This window comes from Allohoeflea poritis (assembly GCF_027889715.1).
In the GTDB taxonomy this organism is placed as follows: Bacteria; Pseudomonadota; Alphaproteobacteria; order Rhizobiales; family Rhizobiaceae; genus Hoeflea_A; species Hoeflea_A poritis.
Window position 1 is genome coordinate 154,810 of the sequence record NZ_JAPJZH010000007.1, and the last position, 16,065, is coordinate 170,874.

At 61.5% G+C, this 16,065-nt stretch carries 14 protein-coding genes; all 14 read right to left on the minus strand.

The window, feature by feature from the left end; translation table 11 throughout:
* Window positions 1-90: 90 nt before the first annotated feature.
* The 14 genes from infB to OOZ53_RS13135 all read right to left on the minus strand — a co-directional run bounded on the left by infB (window position 91) and on the right by OOZ53_RS13135 (window position 16,046).
* A complete protein-coding gene (gene infB / locus OOZ53_RS13070) occupies window positions 91-2,649 on the minus strand; it encodes a translation initiation factor IF-2 (protein WP_271090032.1) in 2,559 nt (852 codons plus the stop codon).
* Window positions 2,646-3,299 carry an RNA-binding protein gene (locus OOZ53_RS13075; RefSeq protein WP_271090033.1) on the minus strand — a complete coding sequence of 218 codons (654 nt, stop codon included), beginning with the start codon at window positions 3,297-3,299 and terminating at the stop codon, window positions 2,646-2,648. The genes infB and OOZ53_RS13075 overlap by 4 nt, the downstream gene beginning before the upstream one ends.
* Before the next feature lie 19 nt (window positions 3,300-3,318).
* On the minus strand, window positions 3,319-4,959 hold the full coding sequence (gene nusA, locus OOZ53_RS13080; protein ID WP_271090034.1) for a transcription termination factor NusA: 1,641 nt from the start codon (window positions 4,957-4,959) through the stop codon (window positions 3,319-3,321).
* Window positions 4,960-5,002: 43 nt separating this feature from the next.
* Window positions 5,003-5,614 (minus strand): ribosome maturation factor RimP, encoded by a 612-nt coding sequence (gene rimP, locus OOZ53_RS13085; RefSeq protein WP_271090035.1) that lies wholly within the window; start codon window positions 5,612-5,614, stop codon window positions 5,003-5,005.
* Between the two features lie 203 nt (window positions 5,615-5,817).
* Entirely contained in the window at window positions 5,818-6,516 is a 699-nt protein-coding gene (trmB, locus tag OOZ53_RS13090; protein WP_271090036.1) for a tRNA (guanine(46)-N(7))-methyltransferase TrmB, read from the minus strand.
* Window positions 6,517-6,559: 43 nt separating this feature from the next.
* Entirely contained in the window at window positions 6,560-7,840 is a 1,281-nt protein-coding gene (gene metK / locus OOZ53_RS13095; protein ID WP_271090037.1) for a methionine adenosyltransferase, read from the minus strand.
* A gap of 226 nt (window positions 7,841-8,066) precedes the next feature.
* Complete coding sequence (locus OOZ53_RS13100) at window positions 8,067-8,486, minus strand: helix-turn-helix domain-containing protein (RefSeq protein ID WP_271090038.1); 420 nt, start codon at window positions 8,484-8,486, stop codon at window positions 8,067-8,069.
* A 164-nt stretch (window positions 8,487-8,650) separates the two neighbouring features.
* A complete protein-coding gene (gene lnt, locus OOZ53_RS13105; protein WP_271090039.1) occupies window positions 8,651-10,237 on the minus strand; it encodes an apolipoprotein N-acyltransferase in 1,587 nt (528 codons plus the stop codon).
* Window positions 10,238-10,388: 151 nt separating this feature from the next.
* Window positions 10,389-11,564: a hemolysin family protein gene (locus tag OOZ53_RS13110; protein WP_271090040.1), complete on the minus strand. Its 1,176-nt coding sequence runs from the start codon at window positions 11,562-11,564 to the stop codon at window positions 10,389-10,391.
* Between the two features lie 6 nt (window positions 11,565-11,570).
* Window positions 11,571-12,086: an rRNA maturation RNase YbeY gene (ybeY, locus tag OOZ53_RS13115; RefSeq protein ID WP_271090041.1), complete on the minus strand. Its 516-nt coding sequence runs from the start codon at window positions 12,084-12,086 to the stop codon at window positions 11,571-11,573.
* A gap of 8 nt (window positions 12,087-12,094) precedes the next feature.
* Window positions 12,095-13,153, minus strand: a complete 1,059-nt coding sequence (locus OOZ53_RS13120; RefSeq protein WP_271090042.1) for a PhoH family protein — start codon at window positions 13,151-13,153, stop codon at window positions 12,095-12,097.
* Entirely contained in the window at window positions 13,150-14,574 is a 1,425-nt protein-coding gene (gene miaB, locus OOZ53_RS13125) for a tRNA (N6-isopentenyl adenosine(37)-C2)-methylthiotransferase MiaB (RefSeq protein ID WP_271090043.1), read from the minus strand. Before miaB ends, OOZ53_RS13120 begins: the two co-directional genes overlap by 4 nt.
* Before the next feature lie 189 nt (window positions 14,575-14,763).
* Window positions 14,764-15,567 carry a lyso-ornithine lipid O-acyltransferase gene (gene olsA / locus OOZ53_RS13130; RefSeq protein ID WP_271090044.1) on the minus strand — a complete coding sequence of 268 codons (804 nt, stop codon included), beginning with the start codon at window positions 15,565-15,567 and terminating at the stop codon, window positions 14,764-14,766.
* 50 nt (window positions 15,568-15,617) lie between these two features.
* On the minus strand, window positions 15,618-16,046 hold the full coding sequence (locus OOZ53_RS13135; RefSeq protein ID WP_271090045.1) for a Fur family transcriptional regulator: 429 nt from the start codon (window positions 16,044-16,046) through the stop codon (window positions 15,618-15,620).
* Window positions 16,047-16,065 lie beyond the last annotated feature (19 nt).

Consider the following 16,065-nt stretch of genomic DNA (forward strand, 5'->3'; position numbering starts at 1 on the left):
ATTTGCGACGGGATTGGACCGAACGCGAATGAATAAACCTGAAGGGCGCCGTTACCGGCGCCCATCCACTGCCAGATCAGCATGTGATCTTTAGAGCGAGCGCGAGACGTGCTCGACGCGGAAACACTCGATAACGTCGCCGGCGCGGATATCCTCATAGTTCTCGAAGGCCATGCCGCATTCCTGGCCGGCATTGACTTCCGAGACCTCGTCCTTGAAGCGCTTGAGCGTCTTCAGGCTGCCTTCGTGGATGACCACGCTGTCGCGGATCAGGCGCACGCCGACCCCGCGCTCCACCTTGCCTTCGGTGATGCGGCAACCGGCAACCTTGCCGACCTTGGTGATGTTGAACACTTCGAGGATCTCGGCATTGCCGAGGAAGGTCTCGCGGCGCTCCGGCGACAGCATACCCGACATCGCCGCTTTCACATCATCCACCAGATCGTAGATGATGTTGTAATAGCGGATTTCGATACCGGCGGCGGCGGCCGCATCGCGGGCCTGGCTGTTGGCACGGACGTTGAAGCCGATGATGGCGGCTTCCGAAGCCTCGGCCAGCGAGATATCCGATTCGGTGATCCCGCCGGCGCCCGAGTGAACGATGCGGGCACGCACCTCGTCGGTGCCGAGTTTTTCAAGGGCACCGGCAATCGCCTCGATGGAGCCCTGCACGTCGCCCTTGATGACCAGCGGGAATTCCTTCATGCCGCTGTCCTGAAGCTGCGTCATCATCTGCTCGAGCGAACCACGGGTGCCGGCCTGCCTTGCGACGGCCTTTTCCCGGGCGATGCGCTGGCGGTATTCCGAAATCTCGCGGGCGCGGGCCTCGTTCTCGACAACGGCGAAGCGGTCGCCGGCCTGTGGCGTGCCCTGAAGGCCGAGAACCTCGACCGGCGTCGCGGGACCTGCTTCCTTGACCTGCTTTCCGTGATCATCGACCAGCGCGCGCACGCGGCCCCACTCATTGCCGGCAACGACGATGTCGCCCGTGTGCAGCGTTCCGGCCTCGACCAGGACTGTTGCAACGGAACCGCGTCCACGGTCGAGCTGTGCCTCGATCACCGCACCTTCGGCGGTCCGGTCCGGGTTGGCCTTGAGATCGAGAATCTCGGCCTGCAGCAGGATCGCCTCGAGCAGCTTGTCGAGATTGGTGCCCTTGATGGCGGATACCTCGACATCGAGCACTTCACCACCCATGGATTCGACGAAGACCTCGTGCTGAAGCAGTTCGGTGCGCACCTTGTTGGCGTCGGCTTCCGGCTTGTCGATCTTGTTGATGGCAACGATGATCGGCACTCCGGCCGCCTTGGCGTGGTTGATGGACTCGATGGTCTGCGGCATGACGCTGTCGTCAGCCGCGACGACCAGGATGGCGATATCGGTGGCCTGCGCACCGCGGGCGCGCATCGCGGTGAACGCTGCGTGGCCGGGGGTGTCGATGAAGGTGATCTTCTGGCCGTTCTGCTCAACCTGATAGGCGCCGATATGCTGCGTGATACCACCGGCCTCGCCGGCAACCACATTGGCGTTGCGAATGGCGTCCAGCAGCGAGGTCTTGCCGTGATCGACATGGCCCATGATGGTGACCACGGGCGGGCGCGGCTTCAGTGTGCTGTCCTCGTCCTTGATGTCGAAGATGCCTTCCTCGATATCGGATTCGGCGACACGCTTGACCGTGTGCCCGAACTCACCGGCGATCAGCTCGGCAAGGTCAGCGTCGATCACGTCGCCGGGCTTCATCATCTGCCCTTCCTTCATCAGATATTTGATGACGTCGACAGACCGTTCGGCCATGCGCTGGGACAGTTCCTGGATGGTAATCGTCTCGGGCAGCGTCACTTCGCGGGCAATTTTCTCGCGTGGCTCCTGCACCATCGCGCGCTTCATCTTCTCCTGGCGGCGACGCATCGCCGACAGGGAACGGCCGCGCTGGTTGCCGTCCTCATTGAGCGCGGCATTGAGCGTGAGCTTGCCGCGACGGCGCGAATCATCGCCACGCGGTCGTGACGGCCGCGGCGTTTCAGGACGCGCCGGCTTGCCGCGCTGCTGCGCAGGCTTGGCGCGGGAATCGTCGGCGGATTCTTCGTGCCGTGCCGCACGCGACGGGCGGTCGACGACCGGCGGTTCCGCAGGCACTGCAGGATCGGCTTCCGCCGTGGCAGGCTGCTCGGCGGGCTGCTGCTCGGCCTTGGCCCGTTCTTCCTCTTCCGCCTTGAGGCGCGCCTCTTCCTCGATCTTGCGCTGCGCTTCTTGCTCGGCGCGGAGCTTGGCGTCCTCTTCGGCCTGCTTGCGCTCCTCGGCATCGCGGATCTTGGCATTTTCCAGCGCGCGCTTGCGGGCGTCCATTTCGCTCGCGGAAAGCTCCTTCAGCACCGTCGATTTCGCAGCCTCACGCGCCGGCTCGGCCTTGGGCTTTGCCTTGGCTCTTTCGGCGGCTGCCGGTTTTGGCTTGATGCCGCCGGCAATCGATCCGGATTTGTCGTCTTCCGGGCGCGAGATCCGCCGCTTGCGCGTTTCGACAACCACAGCCTTGGTCCGGCCGCGACCCATGTCCTGGCGCACCGTTCCCTGCTCCACTCCGGAGCGCTTGAGTGTCAGAGTCTTCTTGCCCGACACGCTGATGGTCTTGTCGTCCTTGGTTTCGCTCATTCCGTTTCCGTTTCCTGTGCGGGAATTCCCGCCATGTGACCGTTTTCCGCTCCATTGCGGTACCGGTCAAGCATCTTTGCGCGTTTCACTACACCCTCACCGGCCTGCCCTGCAAGCACCGCGAGGTGTATTATGTTGCCGTCGGTCATCACAATCGACATTTCGTCCGCCGAAAGCAGGCGAAAGGAAGCGATCGCGGGACTTCCGGAGGCCGCCGCCGCACGGCGCGCCTGATCCATCTTTCTGACACCGTCGGGCGCGGCGTCGGCCGCGTGCATGACGGCAATCGCCTGCCCTGACCGTATCGCCGCCTCGACCTTGCCGGCGCCGGTGACCAGCTGCCCGGCCTTGCGCGCCAAGGCCATCATTCCGGTCAATGACGAGACAAGCAGCGAATCGACCGTCTCGTCCAGCGAACCGGGCACCGTCACGCCGGTCTTCAGCGCGCGGGCGAAAAGGTTCTTTTCCATCGCCGCGCGTATGTGGCGTCGCTCCGCGGTCACCCAGCATCCGCGGCCCGGCAGCCGGGCCTTGAGATCGGGCATCACCACGCCTTCGGGGTCGGCCACGAAACGGATCATCCGATCCGCCGGCCCGCTCTGCCGGGTGACGATGCAAGTCCGGTCATTCATGCCCGCGCCCAACTCCATTGCGAGAGCGCCGGACCGGTCAGGCCTGCGCCACCTCGTTAGCGGCTTCCGTTTCCTCGGCCTCGCCTTCCTCGCCTTCCCCTTCTTCCTCGGCTGCCTGCGCCGCCAGATCTTCCTCGGTTATCCAGCCGGCGGCAAGCCGCGCGGCGACAACCATCTCTTCGGCATCGGCGCGCGACACATCGAGATTGGAGAACAGTCCCTCATATTTGACGGTCTCGCCATCCTTGCGCTCCGTCCAGCCGACCAGATCGTCGGCTGCGCAGCCGGCGAAGTCTTCCATGGTCTTGATGCCGTCCTCGCCCAGCGCCACCATCATGGCCGTGGTCATGCCCGGCACTTCGCGAAGCTCGTCGGTGACGCCCAGCTCAATACGTTTTTCCTCGAGCTCGGCCTCGATCGCTTCCAGATATTCGCGAGCGCGGCTCTGGATTTCCTCGGCAGTCTCATCGTCGAAACCCTCGATGGCGGCAATCTCGTCGAGGTCCACATAGGCGACTTCCTCGACCTGGGAGAAGCCCTCGGATGCAAGAACCTGGCCGACCATCTCATCGACATTGAGCGCGTTCATGAACAGCTCGGTCCGCTCGTTGAATTCTTTCTGGCGGCGCTCGGATTCTTCCTGCTCGGTCAGGATGTCGATGTCCCAACCGGTCAGTTGCGAGGCAAGCCGGACATTCTGACCGCGGCGGCCGATGGCCAGCGAAAGCTGATCGTCGGGAACGACAACCTCGATGCGCTCGGCGTCTTCGTCGAGAACCACCTTGGCCACTTCGGCCGGCTGCAGTGCGTTGACGATGAAGGATGCCGGATCCATGGACCAGGGGATGATGTCGATCTTCTCGCCCTGCAGCTCGCCGACAACCGCCTGAACACGGCTGCCGCGCATGCCGACGCAGGCGCCGACAGGATCGATGGAGCTGTCATTGGAGATGACCGCGATCTTGGCGCGCGAACCGGGGTCGCGCGCGACCGAGCGGATCTCGATGATGCCGTCGTAGATTTCCGGCACTTCCATGGTGAAGAGCTTGACCATGAACTGCGGATGCGTGCGCGACAGGAAGATCTGCGGTCCGCGCTGCTCGCGGCGCACGTCGTAGACGAATGCGCGCACGCGGTCGCCATAGCGGAAATTCTCGCGCGGGATCAGCTCGTCGCGGCGGATGATCGCCTCGCCGCGCCCGAGATCGACGATGACATTTCCGTACTCGACGCGTTTGACGGTGCCGTTGACGATCTCGCCGACACGATCCTTGAATTCCTCGTATTGGCGGTCACGCTCGGCCTCGCGAACCTTCTGGACGATGACCTGTTTGGCGGACTGCGCGGCGATGCGGCCGAAATCCATGGGCGGCAGCGGCTCGGCGATGAAATCTCCGAGCTGGGCTTCCGGGTTGCGGTCGCGGGCCAGTTCGAGCGCGATCTGGGTGGAATAGTCCTCGACCGCCTCGACAACTTCCAGAAGACGCTGGAGCTTGATTTCACCGGTCTTCGGATTGATGTCCGCGCGGATATTCGATTCCGAACCGTAGCGGGAACGGGCCGCCTTCTGGATGGCATCCGCCATCGCGTCTATGACGATTTCGCGGTCGATCGCCTTCTCGCGGGCGACAGCGTCCGCGATCTGAAGAAGTTCGAGCCTGTTTGCACTCACTGCCATTTTGCTCTCCATAAGATGGCACAAGCGGCCTTTGCCGCAATTATCATTTCTGGTTGCCGTTGGCCGCCTTGACCTGTCGTTCGCGGGCAGCCTTGGCCGCCTTGTCGGCTTCCAGGGCATCCCGGATGAGTTCATCCGTCAAGATCAGCTTCGCCTCGCTCAGCGCCTCGAAGGGGATGTGCACCGTCGGATCGTCGCCATAGCTCGCCTGATCCCGGTTGAGCACGAATCCGTCATCATCGACATTGCCGATCGTTCCGCGGAAACGCTTGCGGCCGGCGACCGGCACGGATGTCTCGCATTTGAGCAGGTGTCCGGACCAGCGTCCGAAATCCGAGCGCCGCACCATGGGACGATCGATGCCCGGGGACGAGATCTCCAGATGATACGCACGGTCAATCGGGTCCTCGACATCAAGCACCGGCGACAGGGCACGCGACAGGGATTCACAATCCTCAACCGTCATCGTGCCGTCATTGCGCTCGGCCATGACCTGAAGCGTCATGCCGTTCTGGCCGGACAGGCGCACGCGGACCAGCCTGAAATCCATCGAATCCAAGATCGGTTCGATGATCGCTGCGATGCGGGCATCAAGTCCTGTTTCGGTGATCAGCCGGCTCTCGGTGCTGTCCTGCGATAACGCGTTGTGCGACAAATTCCGCCTCTCACACGCGGGCTTTCATGGGCCCAACTAACAAAAAAGAGCGGGTCCGGGCGGCCCACTCTTGCTCAGAATGATCAAGATTTCGGCCTGATATACTCCTCGGAACGAGCGATTGCAAGGTCTGAAGCGCGTTGTGACGGGAATGGGCCGTCTATCTCAGTAATCTCGGTTTCCGGTCATGCCACTCCCCGGCGCTACCCGCGCAGAAAAGTCAGATAGGCGGGCACGCGCCCCTCGCGCAGCGCCTTTGCTTCATAACGGGTGCCGGGCCAATCGTCGAATGGCCGCTGCCAGTCCACGGCGCGCCCCGCGCTCCAGTCGAATGCCGGATGCCGCCGGCAGTGGAGAAGCGTCCAGTTAACGTAGCTATCGATATCCGAGGCGAAACAAAACCGACCGCCGGGCTTCAGAACCCGGGCGATCCGGTCAAGGTTCACATTCGATACGAAACGGCGCTTCCAGTGCCGCTTCTTGGGCCAGGGGTCGGGATAAAGCAGGTCCACATGATCGAGCGAGGCCGCCGGCAACCAGTCGAGCAGCCGGGTCGCGTCATCGTCATAAAGGCGGATATTGGCAAGCGGTTCGGCCTTGAGCGAAGCGAGGCACTTGGCCAGTCCGTTGACAAAGGGCTCAACGCCGATGAAGCCGGTTCGCGGATTTTCACGGGCCCTGAAGAGCAGATGCTCGCCGCCGCCGAAGCCGATTTCCAGACGGTAGCTTGCATAGGCATCGCCAAAGGCCCGGGATATGTCGGTCAGCTGCGGGCCGTCGGGATCGAGACGCAGCGCAGGCAGCACGGTCTCCAGCGCCTCCGCCTGCCGGGGGCGCAGTGCCTTACCGCGACGGCGTCCGAAAAATGCTTCCGCCGCCCGTGTCGGATGCTCACGCGACATAGCCGATCATCCTGCGAGGCGTGTCTTGCCTGGTGCCCGTCGTCTAGGCCACGGCAGCGGCCGCGCGGGCGCCATTCGCCGATTTGGCCCTGACCGCCTGTTTCAGTTCCTTGACCAGGTCGGTCTTCTCCCAGGAGAAGGAGCCGTCACGGGCGCTTTTGCGTCCGAAATGGCCGTAAGCCGATGTTTTGGCGTAAATCGGCCTGTTCAGATCGAGATGACGGCGGATGCCGGTCGGCGAAAGATCGACCAGGTGGGGCAGTATGTCTTCGACGAGTTCTTCGGAGACCTTTCCCGTGCCGTGGAAGTTGAGATAGATGGAAAGGGGCTGTGCCACGCCGATGGCATAGGAAAGCTGAATCGTGCAGCGGTCCGCCAGTTTTGCAGCGACGATGTTCTTGGCGAGGTAACGGGCCATATAGGCAGCCGAACGGTCGACCTTGGTGGTATCCTTTCCGGAGAAGGCGCCGCCGCCATGGGGCGCGGCGCCGCCATAGGTGTCGACGATGATCTTGCGGCCTGTCAGGCCGGCATCGCCATCGGGACCGCCGATGACAAACTTCCCGGTGGGGTTGATGTACCAGTTGCAATCCTCGGCAATCGGCAGGTCACCGAGCGCCTGGCGAATATAGGGCTCGACCACCTGGCGGACCTTGGCTGAATCCCAGTCATCCTTCAGATGTTGTGTGGAAAGCACGATCTGCGTGACTTCATGCGGCTCGCCGTCGACATAGCGAACCGTCACCTGGCTCTTGCTGTCGGGTCCGAGAAAGGCAGCGTCGCCCTCGCCCTTCTTGCGTGCTTCCGACAGCAAACGCAGGATCTGGTGCGAGTAGTAGATTGGCGCCGGCATGAGATCGGGGGTTTCGTTGCAGGCGTAGCCGAACATGATACCCTGATCGCCTGCACCTTCATCACCCTGTTGATCGGCAGCATTGTCGACACCTTGCGCGATATCGGCGGACTGGGAGTGCAGCAGCACGTCGACACGCGCCTTTTTCCAGTGGAAACCGTCCTGTTCGTAACCGATATCGCGGATCGCGCGCCGGGCAGCAGACCGGAAACGGGACGGGTTGATGACATCGTTTCCGTGCTTGTCCTTCTTCATGAGCGTGTGCGGAACGCGGACCTCGCCGGCAATCACCACGCGGTTCGTGGTCGCCAGCGTCTCGGCCGCCACGCGGACGCTCCAGGGATCCGTGCCCGTCTTGCGCGCTTCCTTGTAAATCAGATCGACGATCTCATCCGAGATACGGTCGCACACCTTGTCCGGGTGTCCTTCCGAAACCGATTCACTTGTAAAGAGATAATTGCCTCGCGCCATGCCCGCCTCTCAGAACTGCTGCGTAATCCCGACTTGTTATGCAAAACAGACGGCAAATACAAGCGCAGAACGATATAAATATATCTTGATATGACCCGATTCGGGCCGGCAGGCAGGAGACTATAAGGGCATCGATGCGGGTTTGTGTCGGGGTACGCGAGTGAGCCGCACGGTGTCGGGAAAGGCGCGGGCCAAACGAAGTCTGGCCGTTTCCCGAACCAGGGCGCTATTCGGAATCGGCCGCCAGTGCCTTGACAAGATCGACGATCTTGCGACGAACCTTCGGGTCTTCGATCTTCACGAATGCACGGTTAAGCTGAAGCCCTTCCGACGACGAAAGGAAATCGACGACGTAGTTCGAACTCGATGATTCGGATGCGCCCGGCTGTCCGGTTGACGGATCGCCCGGTGCGTCTTCAAAGAAGAAGGAGACCGGAACATTCAAAATGGAAGAAATGTTCTGCAGCCGGCTCGCGCCGACTCGGTTGGTGCCCTTTTCATATTTCTGAATCTGCTGGAATGTAATACCCAGGCTCTCGCCGAGTTTTTCCTGGCTCATGCCGAGCATGGTGCGACGCAGCCTGATGCGGCTGCCGACATGTATGTCGATGGGATTTGGCTTCTTTTTATTTACAATTGTTGTCATGGTCATTTTTTCCTGCAGTTGATACTACAACTGCCTCGTGTTTGATGACACTGGCGCTCTTTAAGTATTGACCTCCGCCACCCCCGTTGGAAGACTGTACTACGCTGCAACACCAGCGGTTCTATTTTTACAAATACTATATATGCAATTTTACCCGATTAAGGTCAATTGCTTGTTCTTGCAAAATTATAGCGGGAAACAAGAGCGACCAGCAAAAGCAATGCGGTTATCAACCAGAAGGCTATTTCCGGAGTCCAACTACCCCTATTTGCGTGTAATTTCGCCGGTAGCTCAATATCAACAGAGCCAATCACGTTTTGTGACATTCCGTCCAATACACGCCCTTTTGCATCGGTCACGGCGGAGATACCGTTGTTGGCGGCGCGCACCAGCGGAAGACCGGTCTCAACGGCCCGGAGCTGGGCCTGTCGAAAATGCTGGTAGGGCCCGGGCGTGCGGCCATACCAGGCATCGTTCGTCACATTAAGTATAAAATCCGCCGGCGGGCCTTCGAGCTTCAGTTCACCGGGAAATATCACTTCATAGCAAATAAGCGGCAGAAAGCGACGACCTCCGGGAACCGGCACTGACTGACGGCGGCTGCCGGCGGAAAACTGCCCTGGCGCGTGGGCGATCGTTTCAAGACCTATACTTTGCAACAGGCCGGCAAACGGAAGGTATTCACCGAAGGGAACCAGGTGAATCTTGTCGGCGGCGGAGGTTATCTGTCCCTTGTCGTCGATGACATAGATCGAATTGTAATAGCGTCTCGCCTCGCCGCTCTCATTGCGCTCCTCCCGCACCGCACCGGTGATCAGCGTCTGTCCGTCATCCAGCGCTTCACCGATCATCGCCAAGGCCGCCGGATTGCTGGTCAGCACAAATGGAACAGATGTTTCGGGCCACACGATATGGGTCGGTTTAGCGCCCGATTGGCTCTCGCCCCTGGTCAAAGACAGCAGCGTGTCGAATATCGCGCGGCGCTCATCGTCGTCCCATTTCTTCGATTGATCAACCGACGGCTGCACGATCCGCACCACGATCTCGCCACTGCCCTCGGGCTCCGGCTGGGCAAGCCGCCAGAAGCCGTATCCGAACTGGAGGGCGAGCAGCGCGACGCCGATGACAAGGGCCGGCACCAGCCCACGGCGCGTTGCAAAGAGAGCGGGCACCGAAAAGACAAGAACCGCCAGCGCCGACATGCCGAAAATACCGATCAGCGCCGATGCCTGCATCATCACAGGGGCCGGCATCAACCCGTAACCGATGGCGTTCCAGGGAAATCCCGTCAGCGCGAAGCTTCGCAGCCATTCGGCGAGGCCGAAACCGCAGGCCAACGCGCACAACCGGCCGAAACCGTCCGACCATAACAGCCGCGCAAATGCGGTCGCCAGGCCATAGAAGATCGCAAGCAGGGCCGGCAGGCCGAGGACGGCCAATGGCAACGCCCAGGCGAACTGCTCGGCCTCGACCAAAAGCGCGTTTCCGAGCCACCACAGGCCGGCGACGAAATAGCCGAAACCGAACCACCAGCCGGTCCAGAAGGCCGGCATGAGGCGGCCGAGCGGCCCCGCCTCGGCATCGCCGCTGGCGCCATCCAGCAGCCAGACGAGGACCGGAAAGGAAATGAAAAGAGCGGCGAAGAAATCAAAGGGCGGCAGAGACAGGACGCCAACCGCGCCGGCACAAAAGGAGACAATCCACCGCCTTGCCCCCCAAAGCAGCATGATCTTCCCGGCCAGACGCTCCATATCCCCTCCCTGGACGACGGCGCGGAGACGGGAGTGGCTTTCCCGATCCCGTTCGCCGGCGGGCCGGTCCGATCCCGCGAATCAGTCGTCTGCGGTTTTATAGCAAAGGACGTGGAGATTGGCGCGTTCTATGGCAATGCGGCGGCGGCGATCAGGGCGCATCGCCCCCGGCGGGTTCCGGCGACTTGGCCGCTTCCTTTTCCGGGGCGGGCTGCTCCGGCTCGGACCTTGACGGTCGGCGCCTGCGCTCGACCATCCGGCGGCGGACGATGCGCACCCGCTTGATACGGCGGGGATCGGCATCGAGCACATGGAACTCAAATTGCGGAATGGCCCGGACCACCTCGCCCCGCGCCGGGATTCGGCCGATGGCGGAGAAGATGAGCCCGCCAAGCGTGTCGACATCCTCGGCCTTGTCTCCGACATCGAAATCGCCGCCAATCATGTCGACAATATCCTCAAGCTCGACACGGGCATCGGCGACAAACACGTCCTCCGACACCTGGGAGATCATGTCGGCTTCGTCATCGTGCTCATCCTCGATATCGCCGACAACCATCTCGACGATATCCTCAAGCGAAACGAGGCCGTCTGTTCCGCCATATTCGTCGATCACGAGCGCCATCTGCGTGCGCATGGCCTGCATGCGCTGCATCAGGTCGGTGGCAAGCATGGACGGCGGCACGAACAGCACGTCGCGGATAATACCCGCCTCGTCGACGGTTTTGGAAAGATCGACGCGCGTCAGGTCGAACTGCACAGGCTTGGCGGGCTTTTCCTTCTTGGCCACGCCATTGCCGTTTGCGGACTTCGCCGCCGCGCCATTGCGGCTGGACCGTCTCTTGTTGCGGGCCTGCCTTGTGATATGGGCGACGAGGTCGCGGATATGCACCATGCCACGGGGATCGTCGAGCGTATCGCCGTAGACAGGCATGCGCGAGTGGCCGGATTCCTCGAAAAGCGCCATCAGCTCGTCCAGTGCGATGCCGCAATCGACGGCCCTTATGTCAGCGCGCGGCACCATGACATCCTCGACCCGCACCTCGCGAAGCCTGAGAATATTGTGCAGCATCGCCCGCTCTTCCGGCGTAAAGGCGGCACCGAAGACGCCGTCGGCCGAAAGCGCGTCGGTCAGATCCTCGCGCAGGCTGTGCTCGTCCGAATTCCTGAAGAGCCGCAGGAGACGCGACCACCAGCTATGGCCGTTGCGCTCAGTTTGCTTGACGACGACCGGAAGCTGTCTACTTCCGGGGTCTTCGCCGCCGTCCGAATCCTGCGTACCGGTCGAGCCGTCGACCGGCGCAGCGTTACTGGATTGCTCGCTCATCATTCCTCAGGCTGGAGATGTGTTTTCATAGGGGTCAGATAGGTCGAGTGCCGCCAAAATGCGAGTCTCGAGGCTTTCCATTGCCTCGGCATCGTCATCGTCAATGTGATCATAGCCTAACAGATGCAAAAATCCATGCACCAGCAAATGGATCAGATGGTTATCGAATGGGATATCCATCGCCTGCGCTTCGCGCGCAACAGTTTCATGGGCGAACAGAACATCACCGAGCATTCGGCCCGGCATTTGTCCGGGTTCAACGGGCGCCGCCGGAAAGGACAGGACATTGGTGGGCTTGTCCTGGCTGCGCCAGCGACTGTTGATCGCGCGAACCGCCGGGTCGTCGGCAAAAAGCAGCGACAGCTCGCAACCCGATGCGGGAAAGGGCTGCTTCTCATACCGCTCCAGATAGGAAGCCGCGGCGGCGATCACCCTGTCGCACAGCGCTTCAAGCACATCCGGCTCTGGCCAGCCCGCCGCTTCAATGGAGATCTGAATTTCAATCGAACTGCCGTTCGGCATGGTCGGGTTCAATCGGTGTCGGACTTGCCGCTGTCGGCAATCATGGCATTTTCGGCGTCATAGGCGGCGACAATCCGCGCGACAAGCGGGTGACGCACGACATCCGTGTCGCGGAAGCGCACGGTAATCACGCCCTCAACGCCGCGCAGGATGTGCAGCGCCTCGACCAGGCCGGATTTGACGCCGCGCGGCAGATCGATCTGGCTCGGATCGCCGGTGACGATCATGCGGGCGTTTTCGCCCAGCCGCGTCAGAAACATCTTCATCTGCATGGATGTAGTGTTCTGCGCCTCGTCGAGGATGACGGCGGCATTGGACAGTGTGCGGCCGCGCATGAAGGCAAGTGGGGCGATCTCGATGACGCCGGCGGTGATGGCGCGCTCGACCTTGTCGCCGGGCATCATGTCGTAAAGGGCGTCATAAAGCGGACGCAGATAGGGATCGACCTTTTCCTTCATGTCGCCGGGCAGGTATCCGAGCCGTTCACCGGCCTCGACCGCCGGGCGCGACAGGATGATCTTCTCGATGAGGCCGCGTTCGAGCAACTGAGCCGCATGGGCGACCGCGAGATAGGTCTTGCCGGTTCCCGCCGGCCCGATGCCGAACAGCAGCTCGGCGCGGTCCATGGCGCGGATATAGGCGTCCTGGTTGGGTGTGCGTGCGGTAATGGTCTTCTTGCGTGTCGCGACCTGGGCAAAAGCCATCTTGCCCTTCTTTTCCATCGTCGGCAGGGTCAGCTGGTCGTCCGCCGCGACCGACATGCGCAGGGCGCCCTCGACGTCGGAGGTCTGCACCTCCTCGCCTTCCTGCAGGCGGTCATAGAGATAATCAAGCGCGCGGCGCGCCTGGTTGATCGCCGTTTCATCACCCTGGATCGATACCTGATTGCCCCGGGCGCGCGCGTCCACGCCGAGCTTCTGCTCGATCAGCGCCAGGTTCTGGTCAAACTGGCCGAACAGTTCGCTTGCGAGACGATTGTTCTCGAAGGTCAGGACAATATGCGTCGTATCGGACGCTCCGGACTTCCTGGCACCGGTCTTCTTCTTGATCGTCGCGGTTTTGCTCAAATGGTCGAACTCCCGGACTCGCCCTGCACTTTCTCGGCAAAAAGCGAATTGGTTCCTGCTTGCGTGATTCTCACCGGTATAATTTCACCGATTTGCGACGGATTTGCATCAACAATCACCGGCTGAAGCCAGGGCGAGCGTCCGATCAGCTGTCCCGGAAGGCGCCCGGGCTTTTCCAGCAACAGGTCGATCTGTCTGCCGACGCAGCTTTCGGCGAATTCCGACTGGTGTTTGCGCAGCAGCGCCTGCAAACGCTCAAGCCGTTGCGATTTCACGTCTTCGGGCACCTGTTCGCCCAGATCCGCACCCGGCGTGCCGGGCCTCGGTGAATATTTGAAGGAAAAGGCCTGTGCATAGCGAACTTTATCCACAAGCTGCAGCGTCGCCTCGAAATCCGCATCGCTCTCGCCCGGAAAGCCGACGATGAAATCGCCCGACAGGGCGATGTCCGGTCGCGCGGCGCGGATGCGGTCGACAAGTCGCAGATAATCGTCAGCCGTGTGCCGGCGGTTCATGGCTTTCAGCACGGAATCCGACCCGGCCTGGACGGGCAGGTGCAGATAGGGCATCAGCTTTGCAAGATCGCGATGGGCCTCGATCAGCGCCTCATCCATGTCGCGCGGGTGGCTGGTCGTATAGCGCAGGCGTGCAAGGCCATCGATTTCGGACAGGCGCCGCAGCAACGCGCCCAGGCCCCATTCGCGCCCGTCAGACCCCTCGCCGTGCCAGGCGTTGACATTCTGGCCGAGCAGCGTGATCTCGCGAACGCCGGCTGAGACGAGATTTTCCGCCTCGCGGACGATCTGTTCCACCGGGCGAGAGACCTCCGAACCGCGCGTATAGGGCACCACGCAGAATGTGCAGAACTTGTCGCATCCCTCCTGGACGGTCAGGAACGCGGTCACACCGCGTGAAGCGATGACTTTCTTCTCCGGTTCCGGCAGATGCTCGAACTTGTCCTCGATCGCATATTCTGTCTCGACCACCTTTTCGCCGCCGCGCACCCGGGCCAGCGCCTCGGGCAGGCGGTGATAGGTCTGCGGGCCGATGACCAGATCGACGACAGGCGCGCGACGAATGATCTCCTGCCCTTCGGCCTGCGCCACGCAACCGGCAACGCCGACCATGAGGTCGCCGCCATTTGCCGTACGGGATTCCTTGAGTTGGCGGATACGGCCCAGTTCGGAATAGACCTTCTCGGCCGCCTTTTCCCGGATATGACAGGTGTTGAGGAGCAGAAGGTCGGCTTCCTCGGGATTGTCGGTCACGCGATAACCGTCGCTGGCGAGCGCATCGGCCATGCGTTCCGAATCGTAGACATTCATCTGACAGCCATAGGTCTTGACGAAGACCTTGCGGGTATTCTTTCCCGTATCCTTAACGGAAACGTCCGATGTGTCCGTCTGTGCCTGTGTATGCATATTCAACCCGTTCGAAGCCATTGGCCTGCGGTTCGCCGCAACCCGACAGTGCTTTTCCATCCGGCCAGCAGCCAAAATATGGTGTTGCCGACACGCAATCGCGGCTGTTTGGCGCGGAGTCAAGCCAAAACCCGTTTATATGGCGCCTGAAACAGCTACGGGCAGCGTCCGTGAAAGCCGGGAACGCTGTTATTTCGCGGCCGCACCGGCCCCGTAAAGATGTTCCTGGTGCATCTTGCGAACCTGCTGTTCGATCTCGCGCGTGACCTTTTTCCGGTTGCTGTTGCTGTCGTACCTTACCGGCTCGCCGAAACACACGTGAACATCGAAGGCGCCCTCCTTCAGGACGCCGAGAAGATGTGGCGACAATTCCGTGTCTCCCGGCCAGGCGGCGAGCGGCCGGCCATAGCGGCCGAGCGGCACGCCATTGGCGTGCGTATAGGCAATCGCGACCGGCTGGATCGAGACACTTCCGGTCGGCGAGGCATCGAGCGCCGAGGCTGCCGCGCCGAAAAGGGAACTCTTGAAATCCAGGATCCGGTTGCCGTCGGACGTCGTTCCCTCGGCAAACAGGACCACGATCTCGCCGTCTGCAAGGCGTTTGGCGACTTCGGTCACCTGCTCTCCGGTCTGGCGCCGCCTTTCGCGCTCGATGAAGACGGTGCGCTGCCAGCGGGCCAGCCAGCCGAAGATCGGCCAGTCACGAACTTCCGACTTGGCGATAAAAACCACATCAGCGACTGAAGACAGCACGACAACGTCTTTCCAACTGCTGTGATTGGCGGCGATCAGCAGCGGACGGTGGGTATCGAGTTCACCATGGGTGATGACACGCAGGCCCAGCAGCCGCGCGGCAACGCGGTGCCACCAGCGCGGCAGGTACCAGGAGAGCTTCCAGTTGAAACGGTTGGAGGTCAGTTGCACAGGCAGGAGCAGAAGCGTCCACAGGACAACAAGCACCAGCACAATGACGATGCGGATCCACGCGATCATCGGCGATGGCTGCCCTCCCGGCGTCCAAAATGGCGGCTGATCGTCATCATTCAGTCTTTCGTCTTGTCGAGCGGAATTCCGTACAGCTCGAGGCGGTGATCGACCAGCCGGAAACCGTGTTTGCGGGCGATCTTCTCCTGCAGTGCCTCGATTTCCTCGGACTGGAACTCGATGACCCTGCCACTTTTCAGATCGATCAGGTGATCGTGGTGCTCGTCGGGAACGGTTTCGTAGCGGGAGCGGCCGTCGCGAAAATCATGACGCTCGATGATGCCGGTATCCTCGAACAGCTTCACCGTCCGGTAGACGGTGGAAATGGAGATATTCGGGTCTACTTCGGCGGAGCGCCTGTAGAGTTCCTCGACATCCGGATGATCGGCAGAACTTTCGAGCACCCGGGCAATGACGCGCCTTTGCTCCGTCATGCGCATGCCGCGCTCGACGCACAGCTGCTCAAGGGTCTTTAATTCATCCGCCACGCGCTACCTCAAAACCGTC

Bases quoted from the DNA above. Each gene is read 5' to 3' on its own strand.
- nusA (WP_271090034.1), bottom strand. From the start codon at position 4,959: ATGGCAGTGAGTGCAAACAGGCTCGAACTTCTTCAGATCGCGGACGCT.
- miaB (WP_271090043.1), bottom strand. From the start codon at position 14,574: ATGCATACACAGGCACAGACGGACACATCGGACGTTTCCGTTAAGGAT.
- OOZ53_RS13100 (WP_271090038.1), bottom strand. From the start codon at position 8,486: ATGACAACAATTGTAAATAAAAAGAAGCCAAATCCCATCGACATACAT.
- trmB (WP_271090036.1), bottom strand. From the start codon at position 6,516: ATGTCGCGTGAGCATCCGACACGGGCGGCGGAAGCATTTTTCGGACGC.
- OOZ53_RS13075 (WP_271090033.1), bottom strand. From the start codon at position 3,299: ATGGAGTTGGGCGCGGGCATGAATGACCGGACTTGCATCGTCACCCGG.
- infB (WP_271090032.1), bottom strand. From the start codon at position 2,649: ATGAGCGAAACCAAGGACGACAAGACCATCAGCGTGTCGGGCAAGAAG.
- lnt (WP_271090039.1), bottom strand. From the start codon at position 10,237: ATGGAGCGTCTGGCCGGGAAGATCATGCTGCTTTGGGGGGCAAGGCGG.
- metK (WP_271090037.1), bottom strand. From the start codon at position 7,840: ATGGCGCGAGGCAATTATCTCTTTACAAGTGAATCGGTTTCGGAAGGA.
- OOZ53_RS13110 (WP_271090040.1), bottom strand. From the start codon at position 11,564: ATGAGCGAGCAATCCAGTAACGCTGCGCCGGTCGACGGCTCGACCGGT.
- ybeY (WP_271090041.1), bottom strand. From the start codon at position 12,086: ATGCCGAACGGCAGTTCGATTGAAATTCAGATCTCCATTGAAGCGGCG.
- olsA (WP_271090044.1), bottom strand. From the start codon at position 15,567: ATGATCGCGTGGATCCGCATCGTCATTGTGCTGGTGCTTGTTGTCCTG.